The 16,083-nt window shown below is 65.5% G+C and carries 17 protein-coding genes and 1 pseudogene; 5 read left to right on the top strand and 13 right to left on the bottom strand.

Translation table 11 applies throughout. From position 1 onward, the window contains the following. The first annotated feature begins 107 nt into the window (after positions 1-107). A complete protein-coding gene (locus tag ACFIMZ_RS22120; protein ID WP_431824447.1) occupies positions 108-1,010 on the top strand; it encodes an alpha/beta hydrolase in 903 nt (300 codons plus the stop codon). A 143-nt stretch (positions 1,011-1,153) separates the two neighbouring features. Here ACFIMZ_RS22120 and ACFIMZ_RS22115 read toward each other — a convergent pair whose 3' ends face one another. After that, positions 1,154-1,384: a hypothetical protein gene (locus ACFIMZ_RS22115; RefSeq protein WP_431824446.1), complete on the bottom strand. Its 231-nt coding sequence runs from the start codon at positions 1,382-1,384 to the stop codon at positions 1,154-1,156. A 265-nt stretch (positions 1,385-1,649) separates the two neighbouring features. Next, entirely contained in the window at positions 1,650-2,555 is a 906-nt protein-coding gene (locus ACFIMZ_RS22110; RefSeq protein WP_431824445.1) for a hypothetical protein, read from the bottom strand. A 79-nt stretch (positions 2,556-2,634) separates the two neighbouring features. Here ACFIMZ_RS22110 and ACFIMZ_RS22105 point away from each other — a divergent pair, with 79 nt between their 5' ends. Beyond that, positions 2,635-2,973, top strand: a complete 339-nt coding sequence (locus ACFIMZ_RS22105; RefSeq protein WP_084910100.1) for a helix-turn-helix domain-containing protein — start codon at positions 2,635-2,637, stop codon at positions 2,971-2,973. 234 nt (positions 2,974-3,207) lie between these two features. Here the strand turns inward: ACFIMZ_RS22105 and ACFIMZ_RS22100 are convergent, their stop codons facing one another. The 7 genes from ACFIMZ_RS22100 to ACFIMZ_RS22070 form a co-directional block, all read right to left on the bottom strand. Beyond that, positions 3,208-4,002, bottom strand: coding sequence for an energy transducer TonB (locus ACFIMZ_RS22100; RefSeq protein WP_431824444.1), 795 nt, complete (start codon positions 4,000-4,002; stop codon positions 3,208-3,210). Positions 4,003-4,050: 48 nt separating this feature from the next. Further along, the gene (pqqE, locus tag ACFIMZ_RS22095; protein WP_431824443.1) at positions 4,051-5,187 is read right to left on the bottom strand and encodes a pyrroloquinoline quinone biosynthesis protein PqqE; all 1,137 of its coding nucleotides are present in this window, start codon (positions 5,185-5,187) and stop codon (positions 4,051-4,053) included. A gap of 1 nt (position 5,188) precedes the next feature. Further along, the gene (gene pqqD, locus ACFIMZ_RS22090) at positions 5,189-5,470 is read right to left on the bottom strand and encodes a pyrroloquinoline quinone biosynthesis peptide chaperone PqqD (RefSeq protein ID WP_010093544.1); all 282 of its coding nucleotides are present in this window, start codon (positions 5,468-5,470) and stop codon (positions 5,189-5,191) included. After that, positions 5,467-6,186: a pyrroloquinoline-quinone synthase PqqC gene (pqqC, locus tag ACFIMZ_RS22085; protein WP_431824442.1), complete on the bottom strand. Its 720-nt coding sequence runs from the start codon at positions 6,184-6,186 to the stop codon at positions 5,467-5,469. The genes pqqD and pqqC overlap by 4 nt, the downstream gene beginning before the upstream one ends. Positions 6,187-6,191: 5 nt before the next feature. Further along, positions 6,192-7,115, bottom strand: a complete 924-nt coding sequence (gene pqqB / locus ACFIMZ_RS22080) for a pyrroloquinoline quinone biosynthesis protein PqqB (protein ID WP_431824441.1) — start codon at positions 7,113-7,115, stop codon at positions 6,192-6,194. 64 nt (positions 7,116-7,179) lie between these two features. Continuing rightward, entirely contained in the window at positions 7,180-7,254 is a 75-nt protein-coding gene (pqqA, locus tag ACFIMZ_RS22075; RefSeq protein ID WP_006485436.1) for a pyrroloquinoline quinone precursor peptide PqqA, read from the bottom strand. Between the two features lie 298 nt (positions 7,255-7,552). Beyond that, positions 7,553-9,556: a sigma-54-dependent Fis family transcriptional regulator gene (locus ACFIMZ_RS22070; protein ID WP_431824440.1), complete on the bottom strand. Its 2,004-nt coding sequence runs from the start codon at positions 9,554-9,556 to the stop codon at positions 7,553-7,555. A 338-nt stretch (positions 9,557-9,894) separates the two neighbouring features. Between ACFIMZ_RS22070 and ACFIMZ_RS22065 the strand changes: the two are divergent. Next, positions 9,895-10,499, top strand: a pseudogene (locus tag ACFIMZ_RS22065) (transposase); the annotation flags it as partial. 63 nt (positions 10,500-10,562) lie between these two features. Here the strand turns inward: ACFIMZ_RS22065 and ACFIMZ_RS22060 are convergent. Beyond that, positions 10,563-11,018, bottom strand: coding sequence for an Lrp/AsnC family transcriptional regulator (locus ACFIMZ_RS22060; RefSeq protein ID WP_431824439.1), 456 nt, complete (start codon positions 11,016-11,018; stop codon positions 10,563-10,565). Positions 11,019-11,136: 118 nt separating this feature from the next. Between ACFIMZ_RS22060 and ACFIMZ_RS22055 the strand changes: the two genes are divergently transcribed. Next, entirely contained in the window at positions 11,137-11,685 is a 549-nt protein-coding gene (locus ACFIMZ_RS22055) for an alpha/beta hydrolase (RefSeq protein ID WP_431824438.1), read from the top strand. Here ACFIMZ_RS22055 and ACFIMZ_RS22050 read toward each other — a convergent pair. Beyond that, positions 11,678-12,601, bottom strand: a complete 924-nt coding sequence (locus tag ACFIMZ_RS22050; protein ID WP_431824437.1) for a LysR family transcriptional regulator — start codon at positions 12,599-12,601, stop codon at positions 11,678-11,680. The genes ACFIMZ_RS22055 and ACFIMZ_RS22050 overlap by 8 nt on opposite strands. 133 nt (positions 12,602-12,734) lie before the next feature. On the opposite strand from ACFIMZ_RS22050, the gene ACFIMZ_RS22045 reads away from it, so the two are divergent. Continuing rightward, positions 12,735-14,300, top strand: coding sequence for an MFS transporter (locus tag ACFIMZ_RS22045; RefSeq protein WP_431824436.1), 1,566 nt, complete (start codon positions 12,735-12,737; stop codon positions 14,298-14,300). A 57-nt stretch (positions 14,301-14,357) separates the two neighbouring features. Here the strand turns inward: ACFIMZ_RS22045 and ACFIMZ_RS22040 are convergent, their stop codons facing one another. Together ACFIMZ_RS22040 and ACFIMZ_RS22035 are read right to left on the bottom strand one after the other, a co-directional pair. Next, positions 14,358-15,317, bottom strand: a complete 960-nt coding sequence (locus ACFIMZ_RS22040; RefSeq protein ID WP_431824435.1) for an alpha/beta hydrolase — start codon at positions 15,315-15,317, stop codon at positions 14,358-14,360. Between the two features lie 131 nt (positions 15,318-15,448). Then, on the bottom strand, positions 15,449-16,081 hold the full coding sequence (locus ACFIMZ_RS22035) for a LysE family translocator (RefSeq protein ID WP_431824434.1): 633 nt from the start codon (positions 16,079-16,081) through the stop codon (positions 15,449-15,451). Between the last annotated feature and the right edge of the window lie 2 nt (positions 16,082-16,083).

The raw sequence follows: 16,083 nt of genomic DNA, 5'->3' as shown, positions 1-16,083 counted from the left end.
ACCTGACAACCCGCATGCATCGCCGAAATTTGGTTGAAAGGCGCCGTTGCTACAGTCATTCCACATAGGGTTTCCGGGCATGCCCGACCATTTGGCGGACACGACGAATGCGACGATCGATGAACATGGCGCGCGCCCTCCAGCTGTTCCTGCTGCTTGCCATCGCAAGCCCCGCCTGGGCCTTCCAGACGCGCGTGGTCACGATTCCCAGCGCGACGATGCGCCAATCGTTCGCGGCGACCGTCGTGCTGCCCAACGCTTACACACACAGTACCCGCGCCGACCGCTTCCCCGCCGTCTACGTACTGCACGGCTCGGGCGGCGACCATACCGACTGGACCGCGAACACGCGGATCGGCGAACTGGCCGACCGCTATCACGTGATTCTCGTGATGCCCGACGGCGGCCGCGAAAGCTGGTACATGGACAGCCCGTTCGATTCGGGCAGCCGCTACGAAACCTTCGTCGGCAAGGAAGTGGTGTCGTACATCGACACGCATTTCCGCACGATCGCGACGAAGCACGCCCGCGCGATCACCGGCCTCAGCATGGGCGGCTTCGGCGCGCTGCGCATCGCGCTCGACCGGCCGGACGCGTTCGGCGCGGCCGGCAGCATCAGCGGCGCGGTCGATCCGCGCAAATGCGAAGACGAGCCAGGCATCGATCACGTGTTCGGCGATCCGGGGCGGCATCCGTCGTTCTGGAGCCGCAATGCGATCGTCGAGAGCGCCCGCGCATTCGCGCACGCGCACATGGACCTGACGATCGACTGCGGGTCCGACGACTCCCTCGTCGGCGCAAACCGCACGCTGCATGAACGGCTGAACGCGCTCGGCGTGCCGCACGACTACGCGGAGCGGCCCGGCGGCCACACGTGGGACTACTGGGCGAATGCGATCCGTTACCAGGTGCTGTTCTTCGCGTCGTCGTTCCAGCGCAGCGGCTACGCATTCCGCCCGCACACCGACGTCGCAGGCCGCGCGACCGCCGCCACGCAGCGCGCCGGCTGACGCACCCCTTGCGCATCACGCGCGATGCGCCGCGCCATCGCGCGCAAGCGGAACTATTTGGTGCGCGCCATCAGCGCCGCACATGGAAGGACATGAACGCGTCGATCATTGCGATCGACGCCATGCAAGCGGGAATCGGGGAATCAGTTGCGCTCGCGCGCGTCGGCGCTCGCGACCCGGTCGAAGAATTCCTGTGCGCGCGCCAGCTCGTCGAGCGCGCGGTCCAGCCGGGACATCGCCATCGCATATTCGACCGACGACACGTCTTCGTCGGCTTCGCCGCGCACCGCGCGGAACGCCTGATCGACGTTGCGCGTCGCTTCGACGAAGCGTTGCGCGGCCCGGGCTTCTCGCGAACAGATGTGGGTGGACATCGACACTTCTCCCTCAGAATGCTGTATGAAGCATGCCGACGCTCAGTGTGCGTGGTGCGCATGGCGACGGCATGAACAACCGCCAACTGCCGGTCAACGCATCGGCCGCCGCGCTGCGCGCGTCAGCCGATTGTCCCTCTGCGCTCGCCGGTCCGCCACGACGAGATTGCAACAATTTCTTGCCCGAAGCGAAACGTCCGCTGCACGCGCTTCAATCGCGCTGTCCTTCCTGAAGCGCTCCCACCCCGGTCAACCACCGAGTCCGTTACGCGCGGCCGACGCGCGGATGCGTCAGCCCACCGAACGGCGCGGATTCGCCCGGTGACAAATCGAACAGATCGCGCGTGAAGCCGCGCGCATCCTCGGCTGCCGGACGGCTGCGCAGGCGCGTTGCATGCGCCGGCGCAACATACGCCGACGCCGTTTCGATCAGCGGCACGTCGAACAGGTCGCGCGTGAAGCCGCGCACGTCCTCAGTCGACGAGCGGCCGCGCAAGCGTGTGACCAGTTCGACGAAACGATCGAAATCGCCGTCGCGCGTCGCCTTGTTCACGTCCGCGAGATCGCGCGCCTTCAGCACGCTCGGCTGCGTGAGGCGCACGAAATACGGCGCTTCGAGCTCGACCGACAGCGCGAGCGGATAGCTTTTGCCGCCCTGCTCCGCGGGCCGGCCGAGGGAGTCGACGACCACCGCGCCTTGCGCGGCGCCAAGCGCCCTGCCGGTGCTCACGTTGCGCAGCTGCTCCGGATACACGCGCAGGCGCGTGCCGATCGTGAGCGCGGTGGACGACGCGCACACGAGCGCGTAGTGATGCTCGCGCGGCCGGCCGGACGGCAGCTTCGCGCGGCTCGTGATGAACGTGTGCGGCGGCAGCTGACGCACCTGGCCGCTCGCATCGACCCACGCATTCCACAACAGCACGTTGCCGCGCCCACGCTCGGCCGCGCGCGTGCGCGCCGCGACCGGCGAGAACAACGCGAGCAGCGAGCCCGTGCGATGCGCGGCGACCTGCGCGCTGTTGCCGAGCGGCTGGTTGATCCCCCACAGAAACCGCCCGCCTCCCAGCCGGCGCTCCCATTCCTTGCGGAGCACCACGGTGGCCAGTTCTTCGCCGGACTCGGCGCCGATCTTGGTCCAGCAAAACGTACGAGGGAGGTGTTTCAGTGTCATCAACTTTCTCAGGGCGCAGCCGCTTGCCAGTTTCAGCAAGTCATTCAACAACCGTAACTGTATAGGTATAATGCATGACATGGAAGCCCCGGACGATGATTTTCCCATTGATGACCTGTTGCGCCGCTTGTCGGCAGATACCCGCTCATCCAGCGAAATAGCGCGGCTTTCCGGGGTCAGCCAGCCGACCGTGTCGCGCCTTCGGCAATCGAACGGCCGGCGCCTGCGTCGCAGCACCCCATTCAATAAGCTATGCACTTTCTATGGCGTCGACGTGCATCCGTCGCAGCGCCGCTATAACGAATTGCTGCGCGACGCGATCGTCGACGCATGGGACGGCTCCGACGAGCACGGGCGCGCGTTGCTGGTCGTGATCAAGGGCTTGAAGGATTTGCAGGCCAAGGCCGACGACGGATGACGGCGCGGGGCAGGCGCGGAGCAACATCACGCGGGCGGTGACGATCGAGTGTCGTCACCGCCCGCGTCGCATGTCGACGAAGCCGATGCGCGTTTCGCTGCCGACGCGCGCGCGGCGGCGTCAATGGCGGGTCAGGCTGATCGCAGGCTCGCGCCGACCGCCGGAACGGATATTCAGGTCAGGGAAGCGTGTGTGGACGGGCGGGTTTCCCGGAGCAACTGATGAAGTGTCCTGTCACTCGTCGAGATTGAAGGTGACGGGTGCATGCGCCCGCGTCGGCGTCGCGACGCCGCTTTCCAGATGCGGCGCGCAGCGGCTCGCGAGAACCGCTTCGCGCGCAGCGGCGTCGAGGCGCGGGTAACCGCTGCCGGTCACGACGCGCGCCGCCACGACTCGGCCCGTTGCGTCGGTTTCCAGTTCGACGATCACGGTGCCGTGCTCGCCCATGCGCAGCGATTGCGGCGGGTAGTCCGGCTTGACCAGCGCACAGGCGGGACGCGCGACGAAGCGCGGCGTCTGCGTCTGCGTCTGCGTCTGCGTCTGCGTCTGCGTCTGCGTCTGCGTCTGCGTCTGCGTCTGCACCGCATTGGATACCGCATCACTCGACGGCACACTGCGGCGTTCATCCGTCGAGGCGACCGGAGCGGGCCGCGACGCGTCCGGCACGGGTACGTCGTGCGCCGGCGCCCGAGGGTGCGCGGACGCCAGCGGCCGCGAGGCCGCCGGCTCCCTGCGCGCCGACGGTTTGGGCGTCGGCCCTGCCCGCCGCATCGCCCGCGGCATGGCGACTGCCGCCGCCGCGGTCGCGGTGGCAGGCGTCGGTGCAATCAGCGTCACGATCATCACCTGCCGGCGGACGGGCACGCTGTGCACTGCTCCATCACGCAAGAGCAGCGCAAACAGCCCCGCATGCAGCATGCACACGCCCGCGACAACCGATACGATCCGCTTCACGCCGCGGCCGGCGCGCTCGCATGCGACTTCGCCCGGCCGGGGCGCGTCGCGCGCATCGACGACGGCTATGCTCATCGCTTTGCCTCGCGCGTCCACATCGTCCTGACAGCCCGGCGCCTTCGCTCAATCGCACGCGGCCACGCAGCGCGCCAGCGAATTTTCCTTGCTGCGAAAGACCAGCGGCTGTTCGTCGCGACGCGCGGGTTGCCGTGCAAGCCGCACCACCTGCTCGACCTGCCCGTGATGCGCCGACTTCGCACAGACCGGATCGGCGTTCGCCGGATCGCCGGTCAGCAGGTACGCCTGGCATCGGCATCCGCCGTGATCCGCATGGCGCTCGTCGCACGTGCGGCACGGCTCGCGCATCCAGCCGTCGCCGCGAAACGCGTTGAACGCGTCGCTGTCGTACCAGATTTCCTTCAACGACCGGTCGCGCACGTTCGGCAGCGCGAGCCCCGGCAGCGAGCGCGCGGCATGACACGGCAGCGCGGTGCCGTCCGGCGCGACACCGAGGAACACCGAGCCCCAGCCGTTCATGCATGCCTTCGGACGCTGCTCGAAATAGTCGGGCACGACGAACAGGATCCGGCAACGCCCGCCGATGAGCTTGCGATAGCGGTTGACCGTATCCTCTGCGTCGCGCAACTGCTCGGCGGTCGGCATCAGCTGGTCGCGGTTGAGCATCGCCCAGCCGTAGTACTGCGTGTTCGCCAGCTCCAGGTAATCGGCGCCGAGATCGAGCGCCATCTCGATGATCTGGCCCACATGCGGCAGGTTGTAGCGATGCAGCACGCAGTTGAGCACCATCGGATAGCCATGCGCCTTGACGAGTCGCGCGACGCTGCGCTTCAGCTCGAACGTGCGGGTGCTGGTCAGGAAATCGTTCAGCTCGCGCGTCGAATCCTGCAGCGACACCTGGATATGGTCGAGCCCGGCGGACTTGAGCCGCTCGATGCGCGCCGCGTTCAGCCCGATGCCCGACGTGATCAGGTTCGTGTAGAAGCCGAGCCCGCGCGCATGCGCGACGAGCGTCTCGAGGTCGCCGCGCTGCAGCGGCTCGCCGCCCGAAAAGCCGATCTGCGCGGCGCCGAGCGCGCGCGCGTCGCTGATCACCGTGCGCCACGCATCGGTGTCGAGCTCCGGGCCGTGCGTCGCGTAGTCGACCGGGTTGTAACAGAACGCGCAATGCAGCGGGCAGCGGTACGTGAGCTCCGCGAGCAGCCACAGCGGCGCGGACGGACGGGAAGTGTCGGGCGTCATGTCAGTCGAGCCAGCCGCGCAGCCGCGCATGATCGAGGAAGCGGTACACGTCGGCGGCGAGGTCGGACTGGCTGAACAGCTGCTCGAGTTCGCCGATGATGTCGTCCAGCTCGCGCGTGCCGTCGCAGCGCGCGAGGATCTCGCCCGCGCTCGGGTTGAGCTTGACCATCCCTTCCGGATAGAGGAGCACGTAGGCATCCTGGGCCACCTCCCACTGCAGGCGGTACATGCCCCTCAGGCAGGGGCGCAGCGGCACGCCGCTGGCGGCATCGATGGCGTTCATACGGGATAGGCCCTTTCGACCGCGTCGAGGATCGACCAGAGAATGTCCAGCTTGAATTGCAGGATGCCGAGCGCGCGCTGCTGCGCCTCCGGCGTCGTGAAATGCTGCAGCGTGACCGCAAGCCCGTGCTCGACGTCGCGCTGCGCGAGCGGCACGCGGCTGCGGAAGTAATGCAGCCCGTCCGGCTCGATCCACGGGTAATGCGACGGCCAGCCCGCGAGCCGGTCGAGATGGATCTGCGGCGCGAACATCTCCGTCAGCGACGAGCACACGGCTTCCTGCCACGGCGCGCGCCGCGCGAAATTCACGTACGCGTCGACCGCGAAGCGCACGCCGGGCAGCACGTGCTCGAGCGACCACAACTCCGCGCGATCGAGGCCGACCGCTTCGCCGAGCCGCACCCACGCCTCGATGCCGCCTTCGTTGTCGCCGTTGCCGTCGTGGTCGATCAGCCGCTGGATCCACCGGCGCCGCGTGTCGCGGTCCGGGCAGTTCGACAGGATCGCCGCATCCTTGAGCGGGATGTTGATCTGGTAGTAGAAGCGGTTCGCGACCCAGCCGCGGATCTGCGCGGGCGAGCACGCGCCGCTGTTGAGCCGCCGGTTGAACGGATGGTGGATGTGATAGCGCGCTTCGAGCGCGCGCAGCCGCGATTCGAATTCGGTCGCGGTCCAGGGCGTCGCGTGCAACGCCGTAGCGGGGATCGGTGCGTTCATCGTCGTCAAACCTGGAATTGCATGCCGTCGTGCGCGACGTCGATGCCATGCGCGCGCAGGCGCGCGTGCTCGGCGGAATGCGGGTCGAGAATCGGGTTCGTGTTGTTGATGTGCGTGAGCACCTTGCGCGTGCGCGCGGGCAGCGCGTCGAGCCAGTCGATCATGCCGGGCTGCCCGTGTTCCGCGCACTGCGCGAGATGCCCCATGTCGGCCGCGTGCTTGCTCGACAGGCCGAGATCGATCATCTCGGTCCCGGTCCAGAACGTGCCGTCCACCAGCACGAGGTCGGCCTCGCGCATCGCCGCGCGCACGTCGCCGGAAACGACCGCGAGCCCCGGCGCGTAGAACGCGCGCCGGCCGCTCGCGACGTCTTCGATCGACAGCGCGACGTTGTCGCCGGGCGCGGCCGACGCGCGCCTCGGCGAATAAGGCGGCGGCTTGCTGTCGACGGGGATCGCGGTAAAGCGGATGCCGCCGGCCGCGGGCACCGAGAACGGCTCGCCGAGCGCGATCGTGTGCGCTTCGACGCCGCAGTAATGGCCGAGCAGCGGCACGAGCGGCAACCCGGTCGACAGGTCGTCGAGCACCGGCGCGGTCGCGTAAAGCGGCAGCGGCGTCGAACGCTCGCGCAGCATCACGAGGCCCGTCACGTGGTCGATCTGGGCATCGCACAGCACGACGGCGGCGATGCCGCTGTCGCGGATCGCGCGCGCCGGCTGCAGGTCCGGATTCGCGCGCAACTGGGAAAGGAGGTCGGGCGACGCGTTGACGAGGATCCAGTCGATGCCGTCGTCGCTGACCGCGATCGACGACTGCGTGCGCGGCACCACGTCGCCCGCGCCGTTGCGCGCACGACGGCAGTTCGCACAGTTGCAGTTCCATTGCGGCAGGCCGCCGCCGGCTCCCGAGCCGAGTATCTTGATCTTCATTGGCGTCAGCTCCCGAGGCTGCCCGCGCCGCGCACGGCGACGCGGGCAGCGCATCGCGCGGCGATCAGCGGTTGGCGATGTACATCGTGATTTCGAAGCCGAAGCGCAAATCGGTGTAAGACGGGGTCGTCCACTGCATGATGTGTCTCCTTGTTCAGTTGATGAGTCGAAGAACCGCGCCAATCGAGCGGCCGGTTCCTCTTCAGCAAGGAGCGTGCCGAAGCCGCGCAAAGCGTGCGCGAGCGCTGCGTGTACGCGCCGCCCGGGCGTCCGGGCGAGACCCTTACGAATTGCCGACACGATTCGCGCGCATGCGCTCCTCCGCCCCGGCAGCACGACGCCCGGGGACGGCGACAGGTGTTCAATGATTGAACACCCGTGTTGCAACCTGACACACCGGCTGTGACAGATCGCACGGCAGCCGGGCGTCCTGCGCGTCAGCTTTCGTCGGACGGCTGCCGGCCCGCGTCGGCCGCGGGCATCTTCCGGTAGATCGTGTTGCGCGACACGCCGAGCGCGCGCGCCGCCGCCGACACGTTGCCGCCATGCCGCGCCAGCGCGGCGGCGATAGCGGACGCGGCGACGTCCTGCAGACGCGCGTCGGCAGCCGGGAGCGCGTCCGTGGCGCAGGGTGCGGCACACGCGCCGGGTGCCGCCTGCGCGTCGCCGCGGCGCAGGTCGTCGAAGAAGTCGTCCGGCAGGTGCTCGCGCCGGATCTCGCCGTCGTCGTCGACCATCGCCGCCGCCGTGCGCAGCAGGTTGCCGAGCTGGCGGAAATTGCCGGGCCACGCGCAGCGCTCGAACAGCGCCATCACGTCCGGCGCGACGGTGAGCGGCGGGCGCCCGGCGCCCGCGATCGCTTCCCGCTGCAGCATCTTCTGCACGACGACCGCGAGATCCGTGCGGTCGCGCAGCGGCGGCAGGCGCACCACGAGGCCGTTCAGCCGGTAGTAGAGGTCCTCGCGGAAGCGGTTCTGCGCGATCATGTCGCGCAGGTCGCGGTGCGTCGCGCAGATGATCGAGATGTCGACGGCGATCGTTTTCGTCGAGCCGAGCGGGTTGACGAGGCGCTCCTGCAGCACGCGCAGCAGCCGCACCTGCAGCGGATACGGCATGTCGCCGATCTCGTCGAGGAACAGCGTGCCGCCGTTCGCCTGCAGCAGCTTGCCGACCGCGCCCTTGCGGCGCGCGCCGGTGAACGCGCCCTCCTCGTAGCCGAACAGCTCGGATTCGATCAGCGTCTCCGGAATCGATGCGCAGTTGACCGCGACGAACGGGCCGTCGCGCCGCGGCGAGTCGTTGTGGATCGCCTGCGCGAGCAGTTCCTTGCCGGTGCCGGTCTCGCCGGTGATCAGGATCGGAATGTCCTTGCCGATCACCTTGCGCACCTTCGCGATCACCGACGCGACCTGCGGATCGCCGGTGTCGAGGCAGGCGAGCCGCGACAGGCCCGCCGGGTTTCCCGCCGCCGACGCGCTGCACGCGCGCGCGGCCGGCGCGCCCGCGTCATGGACGTCGGTCGGCCGGCTGCCCTCGGCCAGCATCGCGCGCCGGAAGTGCACGCGCGCGCACACCACCGCGCCGTTGCCGAGATTCAGCATCAGGCGCTGGTCGGTGCTCGCGCGCATGCGGTCGATCAGCTGTGCGGGCGTGACGTCGAACAGCGACGACAGCGTGTGCGCGCGCAGCGCGGCAAGCGGCATCCCGAGCTGGAACTGCGCGCCGCGGTTCGCCGACAGGAAGCGGCCGTCGGCGGTGAACGCGACGATCCCCTCCATCAGCGTGCCGAGAAACTCGGGGCGGCCATGGAACGACACCTGCAGCGTCTCCTGAAACGTCGTCGTAAACAGGTGATTCTCGATCATCTGCACCGACATCTTCGCGAGCGCCATCGTGTGCTGGTGATAGCTGCGGTGGTCGCCCGTCACGTCGAGCACGCCGATCGCGTCGCCGTACGGGTCGAGGATCGGCACGCTCGAGCAGGTCAGGAAGCGGTTCGCGGCCAGGAAATGCTGGTCGCCGTGGACCACCATCGGGCACAGCTCGGCGAGCGCCGTGCCGATCGCGTTGGTGCCCTGCCGGCTCTCCGCCCAGTTCGCGCCCGGGCGCAGCGCGACCTTTTCCGCGCGGCGCAGGAAGTCGTCGTCGCCGATCGAATGCAGGATCAGGCCCTCCGCGTTGGTCAGCACGATCATGCTCTGCGTGTTCACGATCTGCTCGTGCAGCGTCTCCATCACCGGCATCGCGTGCACGCACAGCACGCGGTTCTGCTCGCGCTTCAGCACGAGCGCCGCATTCGACAGCACGTCATAGTCGGGGCGGGCCGACACCTGCAGGCCGAACGTCTCGGACCGCTCGTGGGCTTTCTGGATCGACGGCGCCGGCCAGCCGGCGGGATGCGCGGCCCGTGACCCGGCCGCCTGGGGTACGTCATCGGGCATTGTCTCCTCCGGGGATCCTTCCGGTCATCTGCCGGACTCTATGCCGCGATTGCAAGCAAGCATCGGGCCACGCGATCGTCGCGGCGCAGACGGACGTTCCTGCATCGGGTTCGCGGCCAAGCCTGAAAGTTATTCCCCCAGGTCGGAATAATGCGAACGGACCACGTGGAGCAAACCGGCCTGGATCACAACGACGCACTGAAAATCAATGGCTTACGATAAATCGTGCCGCATCGTATCTCGACACTCAGATCGTCCGAACGCTCGGTTGCGAACCGGCCAGCCTTACACGCCTCCTTTCGTGCGCTGCTGTTGCAGGTGCCGTATTCGATTCGAAGCGAACGCGTGACCGGCTGCTCGAGCACGACGTCATCGTGGGGCTGTTCAGCGAGACGGTCGAGACGGCGCACGCGCATGGCTACCTGTCGGGCGAGCATTTCAGCGTGGACGGCACCCTGATTCAGGCGCGGTGCGGGCACAAGCGCTTCGTTCGCGAGAACAAATCGGATGACGATGCGCCGGTAGCCGCCAGCGTGAGCACTGGCACGGCGAGAAGCGCAGCAACGAGACGCATGAATCGAGCACCGACAGCCAGGCGAAGTTGTTTCGCAAGAATCGACGTACCGGCGCGCTGCTCTGCCATATCGGGCACCTGCTCACGGATAACCGGCACGGCCTGGTGGTGAACGCACAGGTGACGCGGGCCAGTGGCACGGCCGAGCGCGATGCTGCGGCTGAAATGCTTTCGGATGCAGCGCGACTTGCGGGTATGCCTATTACGGTTGGCGCGGACAAGAACTACGATACGGCGGGCTTCGTCGCGACGTGCCGGGCCAATCGCGTGACGCCGCACGTGGCGCGCAACAACGGCCGAACCGGCGGCTCGGCGATTGACGGTCGCACGACGCGCTGGGCCGGCTACGCCATCAGCCGGCCATCGCGCAGCGCGCGATAGACGCTGGGCTGGCCACCGGTGCCGTGACAGGAGTACATCTATATCGATGTACTACCTGATTTCACCAATCGCCTTGGGCGGATAGCTTGCCAGTACGATCGAGGTCGTCACAGGTCCGAATCCGGCCAGCGCGTCGATGACGGTTTCTAGCTGGTTCATTCTTTCAACTACCACGCGAACAATAAAGCAATCGTTGCCCGTGATGCGGTGCGCCTCGATGATCTCAGGCATCGTCGCGAAGGCTTTCAGGCATTTCGCAATCTGCGCGTGACTCGTTTGCAGGCGGATTAGCGCGGAGATGTCGCGACCGACCAGCCCGGCGTTGATTCTTGCCGAGTAACCTTCGATCACGCCTTGCTCCTCGAGTCGCCTGATTCGGGCGCTGACAGCTGGTTGCGACAATCCGATCTGCTTGCCCAGCTCGGTATTCGTCACGCGCGCATGCGTTTGCAGCGCCTCGATAATGCGCCAGTCGAGTCGATCTAGTTCCACCTGCTTAGGATTCATTCGTGCATGCCCTTCAATTCCGTGCATTCGAAGCCAGCGGGCAACGTTTTCATTGGTTCGGCCATTCTGACAGAGACCATCGGCTTTTACACTGGATACTCATTCAGGGAGGCTAAACATGAGTCGACGCGTTCTGACAGTGCCTGGTCACGGCAATTCGGGAGCAACACACTGGCAAAGTATCTGGGAGGCTGCAAAGCCGGGGCACTGGCGACGCATGAAGGTCGAAGACTGGGATCATGCCGTCTGCGACGAATGGGTAGCGGCAATCGATCGCGATGTGGCGGCTCTCGGTCCTGATACGATCATCGTCGCTCATAGTCTCGGGTGCCTTGCGGTCGTGCATTGGGCCGCGCGTCGCGCGGTCGCCATTCGAGGGGCACTGCTCGTCGCTGTTCCAGACCCGTCGACATCGGCCTTTCCCTCCGCCTTCAGCCTCGGGTTCTCGCCCGTACCGTCAGCAAGATTGCCATTTCCCAGTATCGTGGTTGCAAGCAACAACGATCCCTATGGGGCAATCGGTTATGCACAGTCCTGTGCCAGTACATGGGGCAGCGAATTTCTCGACGTCGGAGCACGCGGACATTTGAATGCCGCCAGCCAACTCGATGACTGGGTTGAGGGATACCGGCTCCTGCAGCATTTTGACGCGAGTGCGCCTACCTGACGGGCAAGTTGCCCGGATTCATCATCGCCGGAATATGGGCTACGAGTGCGTCGATGGCGACCCGGGTCTTGCAACGCAGATGGCGCACCTGCGGCCATAACGCATGGATTTCCTGAGAGCGGACACGGTAGCTCTCCAGGACGGGAACCAGTTCACCGCTTTGTACGTATCTGGCCAATAGCCAGCCAGGTAGCCAGGCGAGGCCATAGCCTTTGACGGCTGCAGCCGCGATTGCCTGAACGTCATCCATGCTGATCCGTGACCGTATAGCTAGCCGCCGGACATGGCCGCCGGCAGGTTGCGCATCCCACGGCGCGGGGACGCCTGTGCGAGACGGTGCTATCCCGATGTGCCCGTCCAGTTCCTCCAGGCTGCCTGGTATGCCATGTTGCGATAGATAGTCCGGAGACGCGCCGATGCTGACGTACTGGACACCCAGATGTCGGGCCGCCAGTGTCCCGCTGTCGTGCAGGTTGCCGATGCGGACGGCAAGGTCAAAGCCTTCTTCGATCAAGTCCACGTACCGATCGCTGAACGACAGGTCGATATGCAGTTGCGGATAGAGACGCGTGAGCTCAAGCAGGATCGGGGCGACGCATAGATGCCCGAAGGCCTCGGGCACGCTCACCCGCAGTCGGCCACATGGCTCCAGGCGGCCGTTGTCCAGATCGGCTTCCGCCGCGTCCAGTTCCGTTAGCGCGCGCACGCAGCGCTCGTAGTATGCCTGCCCCTCTGTCGTCAGTACCTGGCTACGTGTGTTGCGCTGTAGCAGTCGCGCACCTAGCCGTGCTTCCAAACGGGCGATCGCCTTGCCGATCGCCGAGCGTGTCAGGCCGAGTCGCTCTGCTGCGGGCGCAAATCCGCCGGCTTCGACGACCTGCACGAACGTTGTGACCCCATCCAGTTTGTCTTGCATCGCGATCTCGATTGGTTCCTGCAGGGAACATTGTATGAGAAGTTATTGAGCCAATATGGGAAATTTATTCCCATAGACTGTGCTGCGGCGTGGGTTGCCAGACCCCTTCCCTAAATCTTGGAGCGAAAGAACCATGCAGGTGCGTGACATCGAGGAACCGCCCCGGCCGCAGACAGGCCATCCTTTTGCCGCGCGCAACGCTGTGGCGCTACTGGCCGTGTGCCTGGCCGCCCTGATGTTCGGGTTGGAGATTTCCAGCGTGCCGGTGATCCTGCCCACGCTGGAAGTGACACTGCATGGCAATTTCAGCGGCATGCAGTGGATCATGAATGCCTACACCATCGCCTGCACCGCCGTTCTGATGGCCACGGGAACACTGGCCGACCGCTATGGCCGCAAGCGCGTATTTCTCTGCACCATCGTGCTGTTTGGCGTCGCCTCGCTGCTGTGCGGCCTGGCGTGGAGTACGCCTGTCCTGATCGCCAGCCGCTTCCTGCAGGGCGCGAGCGGCGGCGCGATGCTCATTTGCCTCGTGGCAGTACTCTCGCACCAGTTCCCCGACGGCGCCGAACGCGGCAGGGCGTTCGGCATCTGGGGCATCGTCTTCGGTATCGGGCTCGGGTTCGGACCGCTGATCGGTGGCCTGATCGTCGCCGTGTCCAGTTGGCAGTGGGTCTTCTGGGTGCATGTCTTCATCGCGGCCCTGACGCTCGGTCTGGCCATCATTGGCGTGCGCGAATCGCGTGATCCGCACGCACGGAGACTGGACCTGGCTGGCATCGTCACCCTGTCCCTCGCCGTGCTGGGACTTGCCTACTTCGTGACGCAGGGCGCCGAGACGGGATTCGGCAGCGCTTCCGCCCTGAGCGTCATCGCGGCGAGTGCCGCCAGTTTCGTGCTGTTCCTCGTCGTGGAAACGCGCGTCGCGCACCCGATGTTCGACTTCTCGGTATTCCGGGTACGCAATTTCTCCGGCGCTTTGCTTGGCTCGGTGGGCATGAACTTCAGCTTCTGGCCGTTCATCATCTACCTGCCCATCTACTTCCAGAGTGCGCTGGGTCAGGGTCCGGCGGCCGCAGGCGTGTCGCTGCTGGCCTACACCTTGCCTACGCTGGTGTTCCCACCCATCGGCGAACGGCTGGCGTTGCGCTACCGGCCCGGCATCGTCATTCCCGCCGGCCTGTTCACCATCGGGCTGGGGTTCTTCCTGATGCTCATCGGCAGCCGCATCGAACACGCGAGCTGGCTGACCGTGCTGCCAGGCTGCCTGCTGGCTGGCGCGGGCCTGGGCATCACCAATACCCCTGTGACCAACACCACGACGGGCTCGGTGTCCAGCGCACGCGCCGGCATGGCATCCGGCATCGACATGAGCGCCCGCATGATCTCCCTCGCCATCAACATCGCCTTGATGGGATTTCTGCTGGTGCAAGGGGTGCTGCAATTTCTGCAAATGGCGCTGGCCAAACCGTCCGACGAGGCATCCTTGCGCGCGCTGGCCAATCGTATTGCGTCCGGGAGCCTGCCTTCCGCCAGCGCTGGCGCATGGGCGTCCATGTCTGCGGAGACGCTGGCGGCGACTGGCCGCGCCGCGCTCGTGCACGGTTTCGGCGGGATCATGCTCTACAGCGGCATTGCTGTCTGCGTGCTCGCCAGTGTCAGCTTCCTGATCTTCCCGGACAGGCGGGCGCAGCCATGACCGGCCCCGGCGGGCAGTAGTACGTCTCTGACCTCGTCACAACACAATGTCACGCGGTCATGAGCGCGATCCGTTGCTGGCAATCTCCCGCAGGAATCGGATCGAAGCCTGTTCCAGTTGCGCGATGCCGGGCTCCTCCACCGGAAAGTGACCGCAGTTTTCCAGCATCACCAATCTCTTCTCGCCCTTGATGCGGTCAAAGAACTGCCGGCTCGATTCGAAGCCCGTCCAGCGGTCGTTTTCGGGGTGAGCAAGCAGGAAAGGACAGCGGTCGAAGTCCTCGGGCTCAATGTCCGGCCGCACGGCGAAAATTGACTGCATGAAATTGATCGGCACACGTACGCGGCCACCATAGGGATCCTCGGCAACGAGCCGGTTTAGCGATGGATCGTTCGACATCGCGCCCATTTTGGTAAACCACTTCACGGGCAGTCTCAGTCTGCCGATCAGAGGGGCACAGAAGGGCAACAGGGGCATCATGACGTGGCGCACCAGCGCGTTGCGGGCAAACTGTCGTTTCACCAGCGGCGAGCGCGGATCCGCAAGGGTCGTGGCGATCACGCCAGCAATCGGGCCGTCACCCATCCGCGCCGCGCACAGGTAAGCCAGATAGCCACCAAGGCTTCCGCCGCACAATACTACGCGTCGCCCAGTGTTCCGGTACTCGATGGATGCCAGATCGCATAGCAAGTCGGTCCACGCCTCATAGGAAACCAGTGAAGGAGGCGCCTGACTCAATCCATACCCCGGTAGATCCGGAGCGACTACCTCGTAGCCGGCGCTGTGCAATAGCTTGCCAATCGGCGCGAACAACCGGCCGTATCCTCCTCCTCCATGCACTACGACCACCGTCAGCGGCGATGCAGCGCAGGGAAATCGATCAACATGGATCGATGCTCCTCTCCAGGGGAGCCACTCTTCGTTCGGGCCGCTGGCGGCGGTTACTCGCGCATGTGCGGGAAAGAAGGATTGATACTGTTTCCAATAGGTTTCCGTCTTGTAGCTTGCCTGGGGCATCGGTAGATTTTGTGCGGAACGTGTTATCCAGGGCGATAACTCAACTGTTAGGGGCGTGGAAGGTCAGCATGAATCCGCGTTGCGCAGACCTCCTTAACGCAGGGGCGACGTACAACCGATGCGAGGCGTCGCTATTTCCTGGATTCGGATGCCATCCGCACCGCCAGACCTGTCAGAACGCTTCCCATCAGCCAGCGCTGCACCAATAGCCACGACGGGCGTCCTGACAGGAAGATAGATATCGATCCGGCTGTCACGACGATCAGTGCATTCACAGCGAGGCTGATCGAAATCTGAACGCTGCCAAGCGCCAGCGATTGTGCAAGAACACTGCCATGTCCTGGCGTAATGAACTGGGGAAGCAGCGACAGATACATGACGGCGATTTTGGGATTCGCCAGGTTAGTGACAAACCCCATGCCAAAGAGCTTCCTTGGAGTATCGACCGGTAGGTCGCGCACTGCAAACGCGGATCGTCCGCCCGGTCTGACCGCTTGCCAGGCAAGATACAAAAGGTACAAAGCGCCGCCAAAGCGAAGCGCATCGTATGCGTAAGGTACCGCAAATACGAAAGCCGTAATTCCGAATGCCGCACAGAGCATATAGAACACAAAGCCCAGAGCAACACCCCCCAACGAAATGAGGCCTGCGCGTCTACCTTGGCAAATTGAGCGGGAAATCAGATAAATCATGTTCGGCCCCGGCGTTAGAACCATTCCCAACGCCACAAGAGCGAACATGAGCAATTGTGTGAAATCAGGCATAA

Origin of the sequence: Burkholderia sp. F1 (assembly GCF_050813845.1) — a bacterium.
GTDB classification, from domain to species: domain Bacteria; phylum Pseudomonadota; class Gammaproteobacteria; order Burkholderiales; family Burkholderiaceae; genus Burkholderia; species Burkholderia ubonensis.
The sequence above is the reverse complement of the archived record's forward strand: the minus strand, read 5'-3'. Positions and strand labels throughout refer to the sequence as shown.

What these genes read in the sequence shown, in the direction of transcription:
- ACFIMZ_RS22060 (WP_431824439.1), bottom strand. Translation starts at nt 11,018, where the DNA reads ATGAATCCTAAGCAGGTGGAACTAGATCGACTCGACTGGCGCATTATC.
- ACFIMZ_RS22115 (WP_431824446.1), bottom strand. Translation starts at nt 1,384, where the DNA reads ATGTCCACCCACATCTGTTCGCGAGAAGCCCGGGCCGCGCAACGCTTC.
- ACFIMZ_RS22070 (WP_431824440.1), bottom strand. Translation starts at nt 9,556, where the DNA reads ATGCCCGATGACGTACCCCAGGCGGCCGGGTCACGGGCCGCGCATCCC.
- ACFIMZ_RS22055 (WP_431824438.1), top strand. Translation starts at nt 11,137, where the DNA reads ATGAGTCGACGCGTTCTGACAGTGCCTGGTCACGGCAATTCGGGAGCA.
- ACFIMZ_RS22120 (WP_431824447.1), top strand. Translation starts at nt 108, where the DNA reads ATGCGACGATCGATGAACATGGCGCGCGCCCTCCAGCTGTTCCTGCTG.
- ACFIMZ_RS22100 (WP_431824444.1), bottom strand. Translation starts at nt 4,002, where the DNA reads ATGAGCATAGCCGTCGTCGATGCGCGCGACGCGCCCCGGCCGGGCGAA.
- ACFIMZ_RS22040 (WP_431824435.1), bottom strand. Translation starts at nt 15,317, where the DNA reads ATGCCCCAGGCAAGCTACAAGACGGAAACCTATTGGAAACAGTATCAA.
- pqqC (WP_431824442.1), bottom strand. Translation starts at nt 6,186, where the DNA reads ATGAACGCACCGATCCCCGCTACGGCGTTGCACGCGACGCCCTGGACC.
- pqqE (WP_431824443.1), bottom strand. Translation starts at nt 5,187, where the DNA reads ATGACGCCCGACACTTCCCGTCCGTCCGCGCCGCTGTGGCTGCTCGCG.
- ACFIMZ_RS22050 (WP_431824437.1), bottom strand. Translation starts at nt 12,601, where the DNA reads ATGCAAGACAAACTGGATGGGGTCACAACGTTCGTGCAGGTCGTCGAA.
- ACFIMZ_RS22045 (WP_431824436.1), top strand. Translation starts at nt 12,735, where the DNA reads ATGCAGGTGCGTGACATCGAGGAACCGCCCCGGCCGCAGACAGGCCAT.
- ACFIMZ_RS22110 (WP_431824445.1), bottom strand. Translation starts at nt 2,555, where the DNA reads ATGACACTGAAACACCTCCCTCGTACGTTTTGCTGGACCAAGATCGGC.
- pqqD (WP_010093544.1), bottom strand. Translation starts at nt 5,470, where the DNA reads ATGAACGCCATCGATGCCGCCAGCGGCGTGCCGCTGCGCCCCTGCCTG.
- ACFIMZ_RS22105 (WP_084910100.1), top strand. Translation starts at nt 2,635, where the DNA reads ATGGAAGCCCCGGACGATGATTTTCCCATTGATGACCTGTTGCGCCGC.
- pqqB (WP_431824441.1), bottom strand. Translation starts at nt 7,115, where the DNA reads ATGAAGATCAAGATACTCGGCTCGGGAGCCGGCGGCGGCCTGCCGCAA.
- ACFIMZ_RS22035 (WP_431824434.1), bottom strand. Translation starts at nt 16,081, where the DNA reads ATGCCTGATTTCACACAATTGCTCATGTTCGCTCTTGTGGCGTTGGGA.